Consider the following 15,655-nt stretch of genomic DNA (forward strand, 5'->3'; position numbering starts at 1 on the left):
CCCAAAAGGGAGATGATGATGAACGACCAACCAATTCGACTCAATGCGATAAAACAGAAACTGTGTCATTTGAGGGTATGAAACTGCGACTTCACATATTTCATTCTCAAGGTGCATTTAATCTTATCCGTTAATCCTTACCTATATTCAGAGTCGCCATTTTTAATTAAGTTCACTGATATCAGAAAAAAATCCTAAAAAGTTTCAAAAAGATTTTCTGGGGCATTTTCTGGGGAATACTGAGTGCTTACACTTAAGTGTTACATTTGTTTTACATTAAAATCATGGGGATAAAAATTAAACGCGTGCCAGATTTATTAATCTATGAGCTAGCGTTAGCACTTGTTGAAATTTGAGCAAAAAAAATGGCAACCTAAGGTTGCCACAAGGAAATCAGTGCGGGATACAAATAGAATTCAGTGCGCTAGCGTGTTTTCTATTGTGCCCCAAAAGGGAGATGATGATGAACGACCAACCAATTCGACTCAATGCGATAAAACAGAAACTGTGTCATTTGAGTGCATGAAACTGCGACTTCACATATTTCATTCTCAAGGTGCATTTAATCTTATCCGTTAATCCTTACCTATACTCAGAGTCGCCATTTTTAATTAAGTTCACCGATATCAGAAAAAAGACAAAAAAAGTTTTTGAGAGATATTGAGTGCTCACACTTAGTTGTTACATTTATTTTACATATAAAATAAAGGGATAAAAAAAGGCAACCTAATGGTTGCCTAATGACCTATTCCTAGGTCAAGGGGGCTGCGCTAGAAGCCCCAGGGAGATGATGAATATGAAAAAGACATTCACTGTTCAATACATTTGAGGGGCCTTGTACGGTTAAAGTTCCATAAAAAAATTAAAATAAATCTAAATTTTTATAAACTGCAAGATTTCAAATAGATAGTGATTAAATTATTTTAGCAAAGCAGCAATTTTACTTTCTAATGCTTCGGGTTTGGTCGTTGATGCAAATCTTTCGATTGCTTCGCCTTGGCGATTAACTAAAAATTTAGTGAAATTCCATTTAATACCTTGAGTGCCTAATACGCCGGGAGCGGCTTTCTTAAGGTATTGATAAAGTGGATGGGTATGTTCGCCATTCACTTCTATTTTAGAAAATAGCGGAAACGTCACGCCAAAATTCAATTCACAAAAGGCTTGAATGCCTTGTTCATCGGCTTTTTCTTGGGCGCCAAATTGATTGCAAGGAAAGCCTAAAATCACTAATCCTTGATCTTTGTATTTTTGATATAGCGCTTCTAATCCTTTGTATTGCGGTGTAAATCCACATTCACTGGCGGTGTTGACGATTAAGAGTACTTTGCCCCGATACTGCTCTAAGCTTACCGCGTTGCCTTGAATGTCTGTTGCTGATTGGCTGTATATATTCGTAGTCATGTTCACCTCCGTAGGATCTTAGCCAAACAGCATAAACCTTAAAATAATTTTCAGCAATATAATTGCGCGCAATTTATTTTGTGGGTTTGCTAATTTACTTAATTATCAATATAGTTACAGCAATTTTGTGGCTAAAGAAAAGGGCATCTGTGTGATAGAAAATGACGCAGAATACGAAACAAACATGCAAGCGGATGTGGGGCAAGTAGTTCAACAACTCACTGAAGTTGAAGGCGAAGAACAGGCTGAAGTGTTTAGTGAAATTCTGAATGACTCAGAACCTGGAACCATAGCCTTAGCGCTTGAATCCTTGCCCTTGGATGAGCGTTACGAGCGTTGGCAGCAAGTTGAATTTGCTGACAGAGTGACTGTGCTGAGCCTAATGCGTGCCGATCCACGTATGGGGATCCTGAAGCGGATGCCTGACAATGAAGTGGATCTGTTATTTGCACAATTAAGCCCAGAAGATTTAATTGAGTGGAGTGATTATCTTCCTGAAAGTTTTACCGATCGTGCCTTGGCTCAGATGGGAGAGCGTCAGCGACAACGATTCGAACTTTATGATCAATACTCTGAGAATGAAATCGGCCGTTATACCGATCATCAAATGTTGGTGCTCAGTGATAAGGCGACAGTTGCTCAAGCTCAGCGCTTCTTTCGCCGTATCGAGCTCGACTGTAACGACAATTTGTTTATCGTTGATGATCTGGATAAGTATCAAGGTACTGTTCGTCGTTATGATATTTTTAAACATAATCCCGATGAATTATTGATTTCACTTTTGTCTGAGGACTGCCGTGCGTTATCCGCCGATACGAGTCTTTTGGAAGCGGCCGAAGCGATAGAGCACAGCCGCGAAATTGAATTGCCTGTGATTGATGAGTCCGGAGAGTTAATCGGCCGAGTGACGCTACGAACCGCAACGGCATTAGTGCGTGAGCATTATGAGGCGCAGTTGATGGCAACAGCGGGTATGGATGAATCCGACGACTTGTTCGCCCCTATTATGAAAGGTGCTCAGCGCCGTGCAGTATGGCTTGGGATCAATTTACTGACGGCTTTCCTTGCCTCAGCGACCATTGGTTTATTTGAAAATGTCCTATCGCAAGTGGTTGCATTAGCTGTGTTGATGCCGATTGTCGCTTCTATGGGCGGTATCGCGGGGAGCCAGTCTCTAACGCTAATGATCCGTGGCATGGCCATGGGACAGATTTCGGCGGGTAACTTGTTTTCGCTAATGAAAAACGAACTCGGCATTGGCATAGTTAACGGATTTTTGTGGGCGATAGTGATAGGTTTAGTCTCTGGCTGGTGGTTCGGTGAAGCGACGATAGGTATAGTGATTGGCTGTGCGATATTGATTAATATGGCCGTTGCCGCTATTGCTGGGGTGATAGTGCCTATGGTGTTGCAGAAGTTTAATCAAGATGCGGCGTTATCGGGTTCAGTGATCTTAACGACTGTGACCGATGTGGTGGGTTTCTTTACTTTCTTAGGTATGGCGACGTTGTTATATCTGTAGCGTAGGTTCTTGGGTGAGTTTGGAAGATGAATGCACGGCAATTTGGTGTGCATTCACCGTATGTTGGCAACATTAACGGTTTAATCTGGATATGAATAACATTCAGTTTGTTATAGGTGAAAAGCCGGAAGAATTAGCGCTGGCGGCACAATTAATTGATGGACGTGATGATAATGCTCATCCGTTGGATCATCAGGTTTTTTTCCATTCTCGTGCGGTGATCTTAGCGAAAACTATCGAGGGTGAGATTGTCGGTTGCGCCGCGATAAAAGCCGGTAAAGGCACTGTCGATAAAGGCACTGTCGGTGAACTGGGTTATCTGGTGGTGTCGCCCTATTATCGGCGTCAAGGCATAGCTCAAGGTTTAACGCAAAAACGTATCGAAGTGGCTAAGGCTTTAGGGATATTGATTTTATACGCCACAATTCGCGCCGAGAACACGTCGAGTCAAGCTAATTTATTGAAGGCAGGTTTTCAGTTTTGGCGTAATTATTTGAGTATCCGTGGCACAGGAAATACTGTGGGTTGGTATTACTTAGCTTTAAGCGCTAGTGTCGATGCTGAAGCGATAATGCAGTCTTTAGTTGGCGATCGTACTCCTGCGGTCTAATTGTGTTGTAAGTGAAAATACTTAGATCTTAATGTGTTTTAATCTTGTTTTATATTTGTATATTCCTCGCAAATAATCCCTCTTTATACGCAAATAGGCTGATTTTCTTTATTTATTCGGTATGATCCGCGGCTATTACCCACAGTCATTATTGAGGTGTTTTTTTATGGCTAAGTTCAGAGTAGCAAGTGTCTTATTATTGAGTGCAGCAGCGCTGCAAGTGAATGCGTCAGAATTTAATCTTGGGTTGAACAACAATGTGGTTTCAACTGAGTTAGAACTGCAATTGAACAAAGATACTAACGCGGTTTTGGGTTATATCTATGCGGATGAAGGCGGCCATATCGCTCAAGGTGCAATGCACATGACTCATGATGCGGGTGTGCATCACTTTGAGGTCGGTGCTCAGTTAAGCCAGCTTTGGTCTGACTATTCACCCAATGGCAGTGCCGTTTCTGTTGGTGGTCGTTATGCACTATCAATGGGACCCAATATTTCACTGCACGCCGCGGCTTACTATGCACCGTCTGTATTGTCATTTGGCAATGTTGATGGTCATTATGAATTAGACTCAAAAGTGCAATACCGTATAACGCCAAACATGGCACTTTATGTTGGTTACCGCAAGATTGCCTTCGAATACGATGATGCTCGCAATTTTACTTTCGAAGATGGTGTGTATATTGGCGGTAAATTCCGTTTCTAAGCACAAGGCATATTGATTTAGCTATATTGCGATCGTGATGTCGAATTAAAGAGCCGGCCGAGGTTAACTTCGCCGGCTTTTCCATTTCGCCTTTAGCTCACTGTAGCTTGGCAATATGGATGAGAAAATGACTAATCCAATACCGATTAAAATCACTAGGCTGAGTTCTTCATCGAGTATCCACCAGCCTAACAAGGCTGCAAAAATCAATCCTGTATATTCTACTGGTGCCATTTGGCTCGCATCGGCACGTCGATAGGCATGGATGATGAGATAGGTCATGGCAATGTAAAATAGTCCCAAAGTCAGTCCCACTTGCGCCACTGGTAAATTAAATTCGGCGCCTTCGTATAAGGTCGCAGGTATCAGAAATATCATCGCAAAGGCATTAGACCAAAAGAGCATGGAAAAAGGATGTTCATGGGTCGAATAGGCCTTTAAAATCAAACTATTCAACGCTGATGTCATGGCACCGAAAAAGGCTAAACCTATGTACAGGTTAAATTCTGTTGGTTGGCTGATAAGCAAAATGCCGCTAAAGCCGATAAGACCTGCGACCGTGCGTCGATAACCAATACGTTCATTTAAAAAAATGGCCGATAGTATTAGCAGTAACAGGGGTGAGGTATAAATCACGGCTGTTACTGTTGCGAGCGGAAGATGCAAAATAGCGAGCATAAAAATGGCGTTGCCCAGTCCAATCAATAGTGCGCGGGCGAGATGCACTTTGTAAAAAGGACTCAGTTTAAGATTACCCTGTAAGTGCCACACAAAAGGCAGTACAAGCAGAGTGGCAAATAATTGCCTGTAGAGCACCAGTTGAAAAACAGGCGCATTGGTTTCAAGCAACTTAACCAATAGGTTACCGCTGGCAATTAGGAGTTGTGCGGCTAAAATCATCAATAGAGGCTGCATAGGATCCCAGCAAAAATAAGTCAGTATTAAGGTGTATCTTGAATTTCATGCCGCAGTTTGGACTTTGAGACTAAAATAGCATCATAAGGTATGGTATATCCGACTAATTTAGCCTAACTGATTGTAAAAAACTAAATGTAGCCATAAAGTTAACCTACAAATCCAACTATCGACTAAGATTGACAGCATTAGCATTTTCTTCATAGCTGTAAAAATGATCTATGGCCCTTTAACTAAATAAGCCGATGAACAAACTTAAACAAACTCTATTTGGGTGTTTTTTACTTTTCTTGTGGACATTAAGTCCCTCTGTATTAAGCGCTGAAATTGCGTTGGACTCCCCGTATTTGTTCCATGTTAAAGCGGATCAACAGCCTCCTGAGCGGTTTGAAACCGTGCCCCATTGGATGGGACAACTCGACGAAGCTAGTTCGGTCAGCTTAACCGGTGGCGATTATTGGATGATTACACCTGTGATGGTCAATCAACGTCAATCAAACTGGGTAGTGGATGCAAGTAATTCGATTATTGAATCCGTAGATTATTGGATACTCGGCAGTGACGGCAGCGTACAACATGCCCACAGTGGCTACAGTGCTCCATACCAGTTTTTATTCGATTATGGCCGTAAGGTCACCTTGAATATGGGCACGGATTATTGGCTGGTAGTGAAGCTGAGCAGCCGTTATTACTCCTCTCCCCCTGAGATAGCATTGCAAAGTGTGGCGGATCATCAACTTATGTCTGACCGTCTCGCAATGGCAGTGCTGCTGTGTTTAGGCGGATTATTGTTTATCGCTTTATATAATATTTTGATTTATATCTCTATTCTTGATAAAGCCTTTCTCTACTATGGCCTTTACGTATTTGCTTATTTTGGTGGCTGGGCACTGACTTTCCATTTGCCCGCACACTTATTTAATTTCCATTACCTTGAGTTGCATCATCTGTTTTTCATCAGTTTGCCTATTTTTAATATCATGTTTTACAAGCACTTCCTGCAGTTGCCTAGTTACTCTCCGCGGCTGTGGCGTCTTAGTCAGTATTTAATGTTTGCCTGTATTGTGGCTCTGCCGACCAGTATTTGGTTGTTATCCTATACGGCAATTATTGCCTCTGTACTGATTATGCTATGGATTGCTTTAGCGATTACCTGCGGTAATGTGTGCTTGATGAAAGGCTTTGCTCCTGCGCGTTATTTTATTCTTGCCTTTACTTGCTTGCTGTTGCCTGCGGTGATTATTTTACCCGGAAATATGGGGCTCACTCCTGATTTCATTGAACATGCAGAGCTTGCGACTCTGATGGGCGGTACGGCTGATGCGTTATTACTGTCCTTAGCGTTAGCGAATAAGCTGAAATTACTTGCTGAGGAACGTAAGGCGCATATTGAAGAGTTAGCGATTGCATGGGAAAAGGCACGTTTAGATGGATTAACGCGAGTCGGTAATCGTTATGCCTTTGACGAATATATGAACTCACAATTAGGATTTGCCGATAAAGTCGTGCAACCGATGGCGTTAGCACTATTGAATATCGATAGTCTGAAAAGTGTCAATGAAACACTCGGCCATCAAGAAGGCGATAGATTATTGCTGTTGATAGTGCAGTTATTGCAAGCAACAGACTTAGCGCACATGAAGGTTTATCGTATTAGTGGTGACGAGTTTGTGATTGTGACGCCTTCTGCTGGTATCCAGTTATTACAGAGTGCTTTGAGTGGCTTAGGTGAAGAATTAGCAAGCCATGGTTTTAAAGAGTGCCAGTGTAGTTTTGGGATGTCGTTAAACACTGAGGTCGCAGATCCCCATGAGTGGTTGCGTTCTGCTGACACTCACTTATATCAATCGCGTATGGATAAGCGTCGTCAAGAGTATGCAGATACTCGCGGTGTCGATGTGAGGCTACATTTAAGCTAGCTATTGAAAAAGTTAAAATAATCGTTTTAGTAGAACATTAGAAAACATAAACGGCGTAGAATTTATCTGCGCCGTTTATGTTTTTATCTTAGATTTATTAGCTTCATTTTGCTTGGACTCAGCAGTGTCCAAGTTTGCGACTTAGCTAGATTTAAGGACGAGCTTAGAAGTCTTTTTCGCCCTTAATCACCGCAGGATGACCCGATATCGCTTTTGAAGTGTGCATTCCCGCCATCGTCGCCGCTTCGACGCAGCCCGCATTAAGGCCTGTCTTTATCCAATCGCCCGTCATATACAGGTTATCTATCCCTGTGCCATCCGTCGTGATGCGATACTGCGAGCTGTCTTTAACCGATAAGACATAACGCTCGGATGGGTCTACATTTGCGCGCCAATATTGGCTATCGAAACGGGCAACACCTTGACGGTCATGTTCATCGTGTAACCATTCCCAAGGGAAGCTATCACCGACATTTTGCCAAAGTTTATGGATTTCGGTATTGAGTTGATGGATAGCACCCGCTTTTGCTTCTAAGGTTTTCCGTTGTTGGAAATCTACATCCGAGCTTGGTGGATAGGCCTCGACAGGCAATGCCGAGCAAAAGTAACTGGCATTTTTAGGTTCTAAGCCGCGCCAATCTTCTTTGTCTAGCAGTTGGTTCATTGATGCCCAAGTATCGAAGGGTTCGGTGAAGCCCGATAATACGGGTTCCTCGCCATCTTCAGAGTAATTAGGCCAGCCTATCCCATTCAGATCTTGGTTCATCCACAGTTGATAGGCTTGAGTGGCGACAGTTTGCACCTTATCAACGCAAAGCTTGAGGGCTGGGCTTTGTGCCATGACTTCACTCGCCACATGGGGCACAGAACCTATGGAAAGACCGAAGATGACTTTGTCGAAATCCACACCTTTGACTAAGCGCTTTTTCGGTAGGGCTTTCCCAAAGTGCGTTTCATATACGCTGTCCCAATCGCTCCAGAAGTGTTCAAGATTGATATTATGGGCTTTGAGCAGCGCAGCTTGTTCAGGCTCAAGTTGCTCATAATTGGGCGTACTCGGCCAGCAGGCGAGACCTTTAACATCGACCAAGGGATCGTAGTTTGTGACAGTCGGCGCCAGAGCTACTTGCTCAGTGATCTCAATCGCTTGAATACTTTGATTACGGCATTCGAGATTATCAACTCGATTGAAGTAGTGGAAATTGACTCCGCGGCGTTTGAGTACTTCGTAGAAAGGCGTAAAGACCACATCACCCATTCCGGCCTGCATTTTCCACATCACGCCACCTTGATAGCACAGGGCAATACGCAACATAGCGCGGATAATTGTGCCCGCTTCGACATTAGGTTTGTCGAAGTTGCCTTTCTCATAGGCAAACACTAAGTCGTAAAAACCGCGCACTAGCGCACTGTCGACTGTGTACTTAAGGCTGGCGCCGTGTTTGGTTAACCATTCGCGATAATCATAACCATTGATGGCGTCAAAGCCTTTCTCAAACACATCGTCGGCAAACATGCCCTTGAGGATCGTGAGCCCCAGATCGGCGGCTATATATAAGTGGCGCAGTTCGTCATTATTATCTAAATGTCCGCTAAAACGTTTCACGAGTCTTTGATGCAGGGCATCGACGGCCGATTCTACAAAACCATCGTCACTTTCACTGTGTACATGCTCATCGCACTCGCGGCCAATCATTTGATTAAAATGGCATTCAAGCTTATCACCGAGCGCGTCGAGTGATTCTTTGGCATCTTCGACCGAATCCTCTAACTTATCTTTTAAGCGTTCAAACCAGCTGCTATCGAGCCAGTTTTTAGGTGTTCCCATGGCATTTTCATCTGCATCGAGCAGGTCATCCATGTCTTTGAGCCATTCTTTGATCCACGCAAAGGCGACTTTAACGACTTTCCAGAAGGTGAGGGTTTCGGTGCCATCACCTGGGATGCCTGGTAACATTGGGAAAGTGATTGGCCAACTTACAGAACGGCCATCAACTTCTTCCTGTAAGACGATGAAGTTATGGGGTTTAAAGGCATCAAAAAAAGTCGCAAGCGGCGCGTTTGCTGGCCTATCCAATTCCTCATACGCTTTGCGCATTAAGGCAAACGCGTTTTGATAGAAACCAAACCAGATGTGTAAACCATGTTCTTCGATGCGTTGCCCCATAGCGGCATTGCGGCCACTTGCCCCTTTACCACCGATACGCCAGCCGAGTTGATAGACATCAATCTCATATTGATTCTGCCAGCCGGGTTTATCGGTTAGATAACAGGCTGCTGTCATTGCCGCGACACCTCCACCGAGAATGGCTATTTTCTGTTTTTTGATTTCGGAGTTATCGACTAATACCTCGCCGGGCGGCACTTCAAAATCGAAGTTCACATGGTAAGGGAGTAAAACGTGCTGCTCACCAATCTCGACCCCGAGCGTATCTTTTAACGGGAAGCTGGCATTATCAAAAATGGTCGCGACAAAATCATTTTTTAGCAGGGCAACACTGTGCACTTTATTCACTTGGGCTGGCGCGGCAACGATGGCTTGATAAATGGCTTTTTGCCCTGACGAGTCGGGGAACTGTTTTAGAAATACTTGATCGATAGCGGGTTTAAATAACAGATGAAATAGCTGCTCTTCGCCAAGCTGGTCAAGTTCTGGAATAAAATCGGTTTGTTCTTTAAAGAGTTGCCAAGTTTGGGTTATCGCTTCAAGGGTTGAGAGCTGTGCCTCGGGTTTGGCATTGCAATTCACTTCAATTAATGGATGCAGGGCAAGTTCGGTTTCGGGTGAGAAATGTAAAAAACTTTTGGTCTCAAGGGATAATCGCGTCAGAGGCTCGCCAACCGCTGGCATAGTGTATTCACATAAATACTTAGGATAACCAAAGAGTTCTCTGCCATTAATTAAGGCCATGGCATCGTTCACCCAAATGTGTAGCGGCTGAAAATACACTTGGCTGATTTGTTTACTGTCGCTGCTATCTTGGCGCCCGACCATGACCCAAGTGATGATGTCCGTTTCTTGGATCCAGCCCTTAGCTCTGTCCTCTGGATAAGCGGAATATGCTTTTTCAATTTGAGTGAAGGTTGTCAGTACGTAGGGAGACAGCACCTTAAAATACATTGCGCTACCGGCAACTTGATTCAGGGTTTTATCGATAGAGCGTTGCAGGTTTTCCTGTTTCCCCTTAAGAAAAAAACCGTACATATCGGCTTTATTTAGCACTAAGGGCGAGTGCATCAACATACTGCCTTGGGGATAAATAAAGTCGGGGCGCTGTTTTTCCATGGCGTTCATCCTTAAATTTCAGTGTAAGTCCAATGATTTGGGAGTTATAGCCCAAAAAGCATAGGGCAAATAAGCAATTAAGCCCATTGATTTTACACTGGAGTGATTAAGTATTTGATAGGGGATAACGGGGTTGAGTAGCAAGTTGGATATTATCCAACTTGCTCAGATTTGGCAGGTTTAGCACAGAACGAATTTGTAAAACAAACCCGTGAGAGCAAGGGTACTTAGATTTAGTTACTTCGATTTATTTTGGTAGAAATCCACCTCTGTATTATCGTCCGAGTAACGTCGCTTAGTATCTCTGCGGCGCTGTTTCACGCGTTTATTCTTTTGCTTACCTTTGACGTTATCGCCCCATGGCGCATCATCGTCGTCAAATTCATAGGAGTGTGACATGGTCAAAATTCCAAAAATACCTGTGCCATTCGCAGCACCCGATCTTTTTACCCAAAGGTGAGATGAAGCTAAAGCGAAATATTTCATCACTGATGGTGAAAAGTTTTGTCCAAAGGCTATATCTTGCCACTGAAATGGCCGTATCTGAGATTTCAATGGGGAATATGTGGATTATCCTTATGATAATTAAAGGATAAGTGTAATTATCATCGGAAATTATATTATATGATTGAAACTGGCGCCCAGAATGAAAGGCGCCAAGTTTTGATACAAAATAATGAGTTAGTGTTACTTGTTGCGCAGCATACGCGCGACAAACATACCATCACTATTCGCTTCAAAGGGCCATACGGTCAACATTTCTGTTTGTTCACCCGTAAAAGGATTGCGTATTGGCGTGAGCATGAACTCTGGATGTTGCTGTAAAAACGCCGTCACCACGTCTTGGTTCTCGAGCGGCGACAGGGAACACGTGGCGTAAACGAGTACGCCGCCCGCTTTAACTGCGCGGCTACTGCGGCTTAAAATATCGAGCTGTAACGCGGCTTTATCGGCCACGGCTTCAACACCATCCAACCAACGCATATCAGGATTACGTCGCCAAGTGCCAGTACAACTGCACGGGGCATCGACTAACACACCATCGAAATGATCCGCAGATACCGGCAGGGCATCGCTCTTCCAACGGGCAACGCTAATACCGTTAAAGTGAGCTCTTTGGGCGCGTTTAGTGAGTTCTTCTAGGGCATTGGAGCGAATATCTGACGATATAATGCTGCCCGTAGAGGGTGTTTGAGTATCAGCAGCCTTGGTCAGCATCAAAGACCGCAGTTGCAGGGTTTTACCGCCGGCACCACTGCAGGCATCCCACCAATGGGCATCGGGTTCTGGCGCGCAAATTTGCCCTATGACCTGTGAAGCCAAATCTTGGATCTCGATGTTACCGTCTATATACAGGGCGATTTCATTAAGATTCATACTCTTATTGCCAAGGTTAATCGCATCGTTAAAGTAATGACCATAACTAGCATCGATACCTATCGCTTGCAGCTGCGCCGCCGCATCTTGGCTAGTGATCCCTTGCGCGCGTCCCCAAATCGGTGGGCGACTAGACATAGCATTAATTAATTGCGTTTGCTGCGCCGTATCTACAGGGCACACTTGCCAGAACCAGTCGGGTAATAAATCCTGTGGTTTAAACTCAGTCGCGGGAAATAAATGCTGCATTAGCGTGAGTTTGTCGTCGAGACTTTCAACGGCAAGTGCTTGAGCTTGCTGATAATCGATGGGCGATTGCGATAACTCATGCCAAGCGTTGGCGATATCTTGCCAAGCATGGGCTTCCAATAGGGCACTGGCGCTTAGGCTGGCAAAATAAACGGCAGATTCTTGCTGATCGCCTAATCGCTGAAACCACCCCCACCAGCGGAACAGACTAAATAAGGATTCACGAATGACTTTACGGTCCTTCGAGCCGTGTTTTTTATGTTCTCTAAAGTAGTTGGCCAGAATACGGTCGGCGGGCATTTTACTGCTTTGAATTTCATCGAATAATTGCTTAATTGTACTGGCGTAACTGAGTGCACGTTTTTGCGTAGGAGTGTTCGCCTGAACATTTAAAGCCGATGATGTGACTGAGTTAGATGCCATACCGGAAGAGAAGCTGCTTGGATTACCCATAAATTTAGCCTGAATTATGCTCTCTGTGGCTGCGCCTTATGTAGGAGGCATAACTGTAACAGAGGGGAAAAATAAGTGGCGCAGAGTGTAGCAGTTTTGCCCGATAACAGGCAGAAAAAAAGCCCCAAAGTCGCATCAACTTGCGGGGCTTTTTGTGGTTGAGTCACTGAGACTTATAGTGCATTCAGTACCAAAGGGTTATTTGCAGACTATCACTCAATTACCGCTTGGAAGGTGATTATTTCGTCACCATCTTTTGGATTTGCTTAGCCCGTTCTTCATCACTCATTTCCACCGGTGGTGGCGTGACTATGCCTTTTTGGCACGCGGGTCTGAGTGCTAACTCATCTAACCAACGTTGCAAATGTGTCAGACCTTCCATATTGATGCCGCTCCACTCGTGGATCCGCACCCAAGGCCAAGTTGCGATGTCGGCAATCGTGTATTCGTCACCAGCAAGGTATTGATTTGTAGCTAGTTGAGTATTCATAACCTCGAATAAACGTCGACCTTCTTTTTGATACCTGTCAATGGCTGCGGGGATTTTTTCAGGGAAGTACCTAAAGAATACGTTGGCTTGTCCCATCATGGGGCCGACGCCGCTCATTTGGAACATTAACCATTGGATCACCTGTGAGCGCTTTTTCGGGTCGGCTGGCAGGAATTTACCTGTTTTTTCGGCGAGATACAGCAGAATCGCACCCGATTCGAATACCACAAAATCCTCGTTATCGCGGTCGATAATGGCGGGAATGCGACCATTGGGATTGATGGCGATAAACTCTGGCTGTTTTTGCTCACTGGTGCTGAAATCTAATTTATGGACGCGATATTCAAGTCCCATTTCTTCCAGTGCGATGGAAATTTTAAAACCGTTAGGGGTCGCGGCTGTGTATAAATCTATCATGATGATTCCTTTAGGTTATAATGCTTATAGCTACTCACTTTAGTGCCCATGAATATTCATCATCAGGCATTAGCGCCGCTATTTTTTAGGGGTTAACGATACTATGGCAGGACGCTGCGCCATAGTGTTGAACCAAGCCTTGAGATGCGGCAAGTTATCAGTCACTTCGATGTCTAAATTTTTAATAAAACTGATAAAAACGTAAGCCGAAATATCGGCAATACTGAATGCATCGCCTGCCACAAAGGGTGACTTGCTCAATTGTTGGTCTAAGGTTGGTAGGAAGTCAATGACCCTTTGGCGTGATTCTGCGCCCCAAGACTCGACACAATTTTCCCTGTCTTTATAGACACCGCTTAAATTACGAAAGGCTTGAAACCCGACCATTAATCCTTGTAACTCTATGATGCGTTGCCACATTTCTACTTTGGCGCGCTCAAGCGGTGTATTACCAAACAGTGAACGCTTACTCGGGTGGATTTCGTCTAAATAGCGGCAAATGGCAACAGATTCACACAGGTAGCTGCCATCATCGAGTTCGAGCAGTGGAATGCGGCCATTTACACTTTTGGCTTTAAACTCGGCGCTTAAATTTTCTCCTCCACGGATATCGACGTTCACTCTTGGCACTTCTATGCCTTTTTCCGCAAGAAAAATACTGACGCGGCGTGCGCTGGGAGTCGGAGCTAATTCGTAGAGTTTCATCTAAAGTCCTGTAGTTTTTATCAGTGCTTTATGCTCGATTCGGGCACATAAGGCTTTTTCTGAACGTTCGGTTAGGTTAGAATTTACGCTATATCTAAACGAACAGTCAAGAATGATTTACCCCTCAACTTTCTGTAGTAAAGAGGAATGGTGAAGCTGATCGTGAACGCGTATTCAAGAGATTAGGTCGCAGGCTATGGCACGGAGTTGTAATTTTGATCGGCAAGAAAAACTCATATTGGCGATGGAGCTTTTTTGGCAAAAGGGCTTTGCCGAAACCTCGATTTCCGATCTCGTCGGCCATTTAGGCATTAATCGATTTAGTCTCTATAACAGTTTCGGCGACAAGCAGAATCTTTACCGCGAGTGCCTCCGTTTTTACCTTGATCATTACTCTTTTGGCGCTTCAGATACTTTGCTGCATGAAAAAGCGGGCTTGGCTGAAATAGAAGCTTATTTAGCGCGCTTTGTTGCTTTGCAGCGGGAGCAAAAGTACGGCTGTTTTATGCAAAATGCCGTGCTCGAAAAGAGCCTTAACGATGAAAGTGTGCTGCAGGAATGTCAGCGATTATTTTGTCGATTACAGACCTCATTCACCCAAGTGTTACAAGTTTGCCAAGCGCGTGGAGAGCTATTAGCCCATGTGCAACCACATCAAGTTGCTGCTTTTTTAGTGCTGCAATTACAAGGGATTAGAGTGTTAGGCAAGGCGGGCGAATATGAGTTGTTAGACAATGCATTTGTTGTATTGCAAGACTATTTACGTAGTTTGAGTGCTAATCAGACGGCATAACTGCAAATGACATAGTTTGATTGGCCTAGGTTTTTGCCTAGGCCATGATTTTTTAGAAATCTATTTTTTAAAAGTTTATTTTTAAAAGTCTATTTCTAAAAGTCCAAGTCTAGCGCAAAACACAGATAGGCCATCAGTTGAGTGCTGTATGCAAACTGCTCGGCACAAAAACTGGCTGTATCTGGGCGGCAGAGTTCCTCAAAGGCGATATTTTTAACTGCGATAAAATCTTTTCGTTTTAGCTCTGCCAGCATAGGGTGGTTTTTATCAAATCCCTTTGGTGGTCTAGTTAAGCTGTCGCCATCCATATTAAATCCATGACCTTGTAAGGTCTGTAGCGCCTTTTTATAGCCGTTAGGGTTCTCATCAATACAAGTGCGAATGGCATTTAAGGCTTTTGATTCTGGGTGCCAAATCCCTGCTGCAATAAAACAGCCATCTTCGGCAATATGTAGATACAGTCCCGGGGCATGTACGTCTTTACCTTGAAAATGCCGAAATTGAATGCCGACATTGGTTTTATAGGGCGTTTTATCTTTGCTAAAACGGCTGTCTCGCTGGGGACGCATCAAGCTGCCGCCGACTTTTTTTGGTACGGCAGTGAGCCTAGGCGAGAGGGCGAGGATACTGGGCTGCATTTGCTCGATAAACTGCAGTGCAGGCGTTCGCACTGTTTCTTCGTATTCCGCCTGATGGGCTTTAAACCAGTCGCGGGAGTTGTTTTGTGCCAGTTGATTTAAAAATTGCAGGCTCGCCGCGCTGAACGTTGCACCAGTCGCGATGGGGATTTTAGTTGTTAGAGTGGCCAT

General features: G+C 44.2%; 13 protein-coding genes. 5 read left to right on the plus strand and 8 right to left on the minus strand.

The annotated features are described in order from the left end of the window. Nucleotides 1–918: 918 nt before the first annotated feature. Nucleotides 919–1,404 carry a glutathione peroxidase gene (locus tag L5L77_RS02850; protein WP_106651117.1) on the minus strand — a complete coding sequence of 162 codons (486 nt, stop codon included), beginning with the start codon at nt 1,402–1,404 and terminating at the stop codon, nt 919–921. 151 nt (nt 1,405–1,555) lie between these two features. On the opposite strand from L5L77_RS02850, the gene L5L77_RS02855 reads away from it, so the two are divergent. The 3 genes from L5L77_RS02855 (at nt 1,556) to L5L77_RS02865 (ending at nt 4,242) form a co-directional block, all read left to right on the plus strand. Continuing rightward, complete coding sequence (locus L5L77_RS02855) at nt 1,556–2,926, plus strand: magnesium transporter (protein ID WP_028760672.1); 1,371 nt, start codon at nt 1,556–1,558, stop codon at nt 2,924–2,926. A gap of 91 nt (nt 2,927–3,017) precedes the next feature. Then, entirely contained in the window at nt 3,018–3,536 is a 519-nt protein-coding gene (locus L5L77_RS02860; protein WP_263184738.1) for a GNAT family N-acetyltransferase, read from the plus strand. 166 nt (nt 3,537–3,702) lie between these two features. Beyond that, a complete protein-coding gene (locus L5L77_RS02865) occupies nt 3,703–4,242 on the plus strand; it encodes a YfaZ family protein (RefSeq protein WP_263221989.1) in 540 nt (179 codons plus the stop codon). 63 nt (nt 4,243–4,305) lie between these two features. Here the strand turns inward: L5L77_RS02865 and L5L77_RS02870 are convergent, their stop codons facing one another. After that, complete coding sequence (locus L5L77_RS02870; protein WP_263221991.1) at nt 4,306–5,157, minus strand: DMT family transporter; 852 nt, start codon at nt 5,155–5,157, stop codon at nt 4,306–4,308. 245 nt (nt 5,158–5,402) lie between these two features. Between L5L77_RS02870 and L5L77_RS02875 the strand changes: the two genes are divergently transcribed. Next, entirely contained in the window at nt 5,403–7,076 is a 1,674-nt protein-coding gene (locus L5L77_RS02875; RefSeq protein WP_263221992.1) for a diguanylate cyclase, read from the plus strand. A gap of 163 nt (nt 7,077–7,239) precedes the next feature. Here L5L77_RS02875 and L5L77_RS02880 read toward each other — a convergent pair whose 3' ends face one another. From L5L77_RS02880 to L5L77_RS02900, 5 genes are all read right to left on the minus strand, one after another. Further along, the gene (locus tag L5L77_RS02880; RefSeq protein WP_263191331.1) at nt 7,240–10,362 is read right to left on the minus strand and encodes an NAD(P)-binding protein; all 3,123 of its coding nucleotides are present in this window, start codon (nt 10,360–10,362) and stop codon (nt 7,240–7,242) included. A 237-nt stretch (nt 10,363–10,599) separates the two neighbouring features. Beyond that, complete coding sequence (locus L5L77_RS02885) at nt 10,600–10,761, minus strand: hypothetical protein (RefSeq protein ID WP_006080915.1); 162 nt, start codon at nt 10,759–10,761, stop codon at nt 10,600–10,602. Between the two features lie 288 nt (nt 10,762–11,049). Then, nucleotides 11,050–12,441 carry an RsmB/NOP family class I SAM-dependent RNA methyltransferase gene (locus tag L5L77_RS02890; RefSeq protein ID WP_263191332.1) on the minus strand — a complete coding sequence of 464 codons (1,392 nt, stop codon included), beginning with the start codon at nt 12,439–12,441 and terminating at the stop codon, nt 11,050–11,052. Nucleotides 12,442–12,679: 238 nt separating this feature from the next. Next, on the minus strand, nt 12,680–13,348 hold the full coding sequence (locus L5L77_RS02895; protein WP_014610189.1) for a glutathione S-transferase family protein: 669 nt from the start codon (nt 13,346–13,348) through the stop codon (nt 12,680–12,682). Nucleotides 13,349–13,426: 78 nt separating this feature from the next. Further along, nucleotides 13,427–14,053 (minus strand): glutathione S-transferase family protein, encoded by a 627-nt coding sequence (locus L5L77_RS02900; RefSeq protein WP_263191333.1) that lies wholly within the window; start codon nt 14,051–14,053, stop codon nt 13,427–13,429. A 196-nt stretch (nt 14,054–14,249) separates the two neighbouring features. On the opposite strand from L5L77_RS02900, the gene L5L77_RS02905 reads away from it, so the two are divergent. Next, nucleotides 14,250–14,846, plus strand: a complete 597-nt coding sequence (locus tag L5L77_RS02905; protein WP_219234247.1) for a TetR/AcrR family transcriptional regulator — start codon at nt 14,250–14,252, stop codon at nt 14,844–14,846. A gap of 95 nt (nt 14,847–14,941) precedes the next feature. Here L5L77_RS02905 and L5L77_RS02910 read toward each other — a convergent pair whose 3' ends face one another. Further along, nucleotides 14,942–15,655 (minus strand): DUF2461 domain-containing protein, encoded by a 714-nt coding sequence (locus L5L77_RS02910; protein ID WP_263191334.1) that lies wholly within the window; start codon nt 15,653–15,655, stop codon nt 14,942–14,944.

This window comes from Shewanella sp. SM29 (genome assembly GCF_025654245.1).
Classification (GTDB): domain Bacteria; phylum Pseudomonadota; class Gammaproteobacteria; order Enterobacterales; family Shewanellaceae; genus Shewanella; species Shewanella oncorhynchi.

What these genes read in the sequence shown, in the direction of transcription:
- L5L77_RS02850 (WP_106651117.1), bottom strand. Translation starts at nt 1,404, where the DNA reads ATGACTACGAATATATACAGCCAATCAGCAACAGACATTCAAGGCAAC.
- L5L77_RS02860 (WP_263184738.1), top strand. Translation starts at nt 3,018, where the DNA reads ATGAATAACATTCAGTTTGTTATAGGTGAAAAGCCGGAAGAATTAGCG.
- L5L77_RS02865 (WP_263221989.1), top strand. Translation starts at nt 3,703, where the DNA reads ATGGCTAAGTTCAGAGTAGCAAGTGTCTTATTATTGAGTGCAGCAGCG.
- L5L77_RS02870 (WP_263221991.1), bottom strand. Translation starts at nt 5,157, where the DNA reads ATGCAGCCTCTATTGATGATTTTAGCCGCACAACTCCTAATTGCCAGC.
- L5L77_RS02875 (WP_263221992.1), top strand. Translation starts at nt 5,403, where the DNA reads ATGAACAAACTTAAACAAACTCTATTTGGGTGTTTTTTACTTTTCTTG.
- L5L77_RS02880 (WP_263191331.1), bottom strand. Translation starts at nt 10,362, where the DNA reads ATGGAAAAACAGCGCCCCGACTTTATTTATCCCCAAGGCAGTATGTTG.
- L5L77_RS02885 (WP_006080915.1), bottom strand. Translation starts at nt 10,761, where the DNA reads ATGTCACACTCCTATGAATTTGACGACGATGATGCGCCATGGGGCGAT.
- L5L77_RS02890 (WP_263191332.1), bottom strand. Translation starts at nt 12,441, where the DNA reads ATGGGTAATCCAAGCAGCTTCTCTTCCGGTATGGCATCTAACTCAGTC.
- L5L77_RS02895 (WP_014610189.1), bottom strand. Translation starts at nt 13,348, where the DNA reads ATGATAGATTTATACACAGCCGCGACCCCTAACGGTTTTAAAATTTCC.
- L5L77_RS02900 (WP_263191333.1), bottom strand. Translation starts at nt 14,053, where the DNA reads ATGAAACTCTACGAATTAGCTCCGACTCCCAGCGCACGCCGCGTCAGT.
- L5L77_RS02905 (WP_219234247.1), top strand. Translation starts at nt 14,250, where the DNA reads ATGGCACGGAGTTGTAATTTTGATCGGCAAGAAAAACTCATATTGGCG.
- L5L77_RS02910 (WP_263191334.1), bottom strand. Translation starts at nt 15,655, where the DNA reads ATGGCCACTCTAACAACTAAAATCCCCATCGCGACTGGTGCAACGTTC.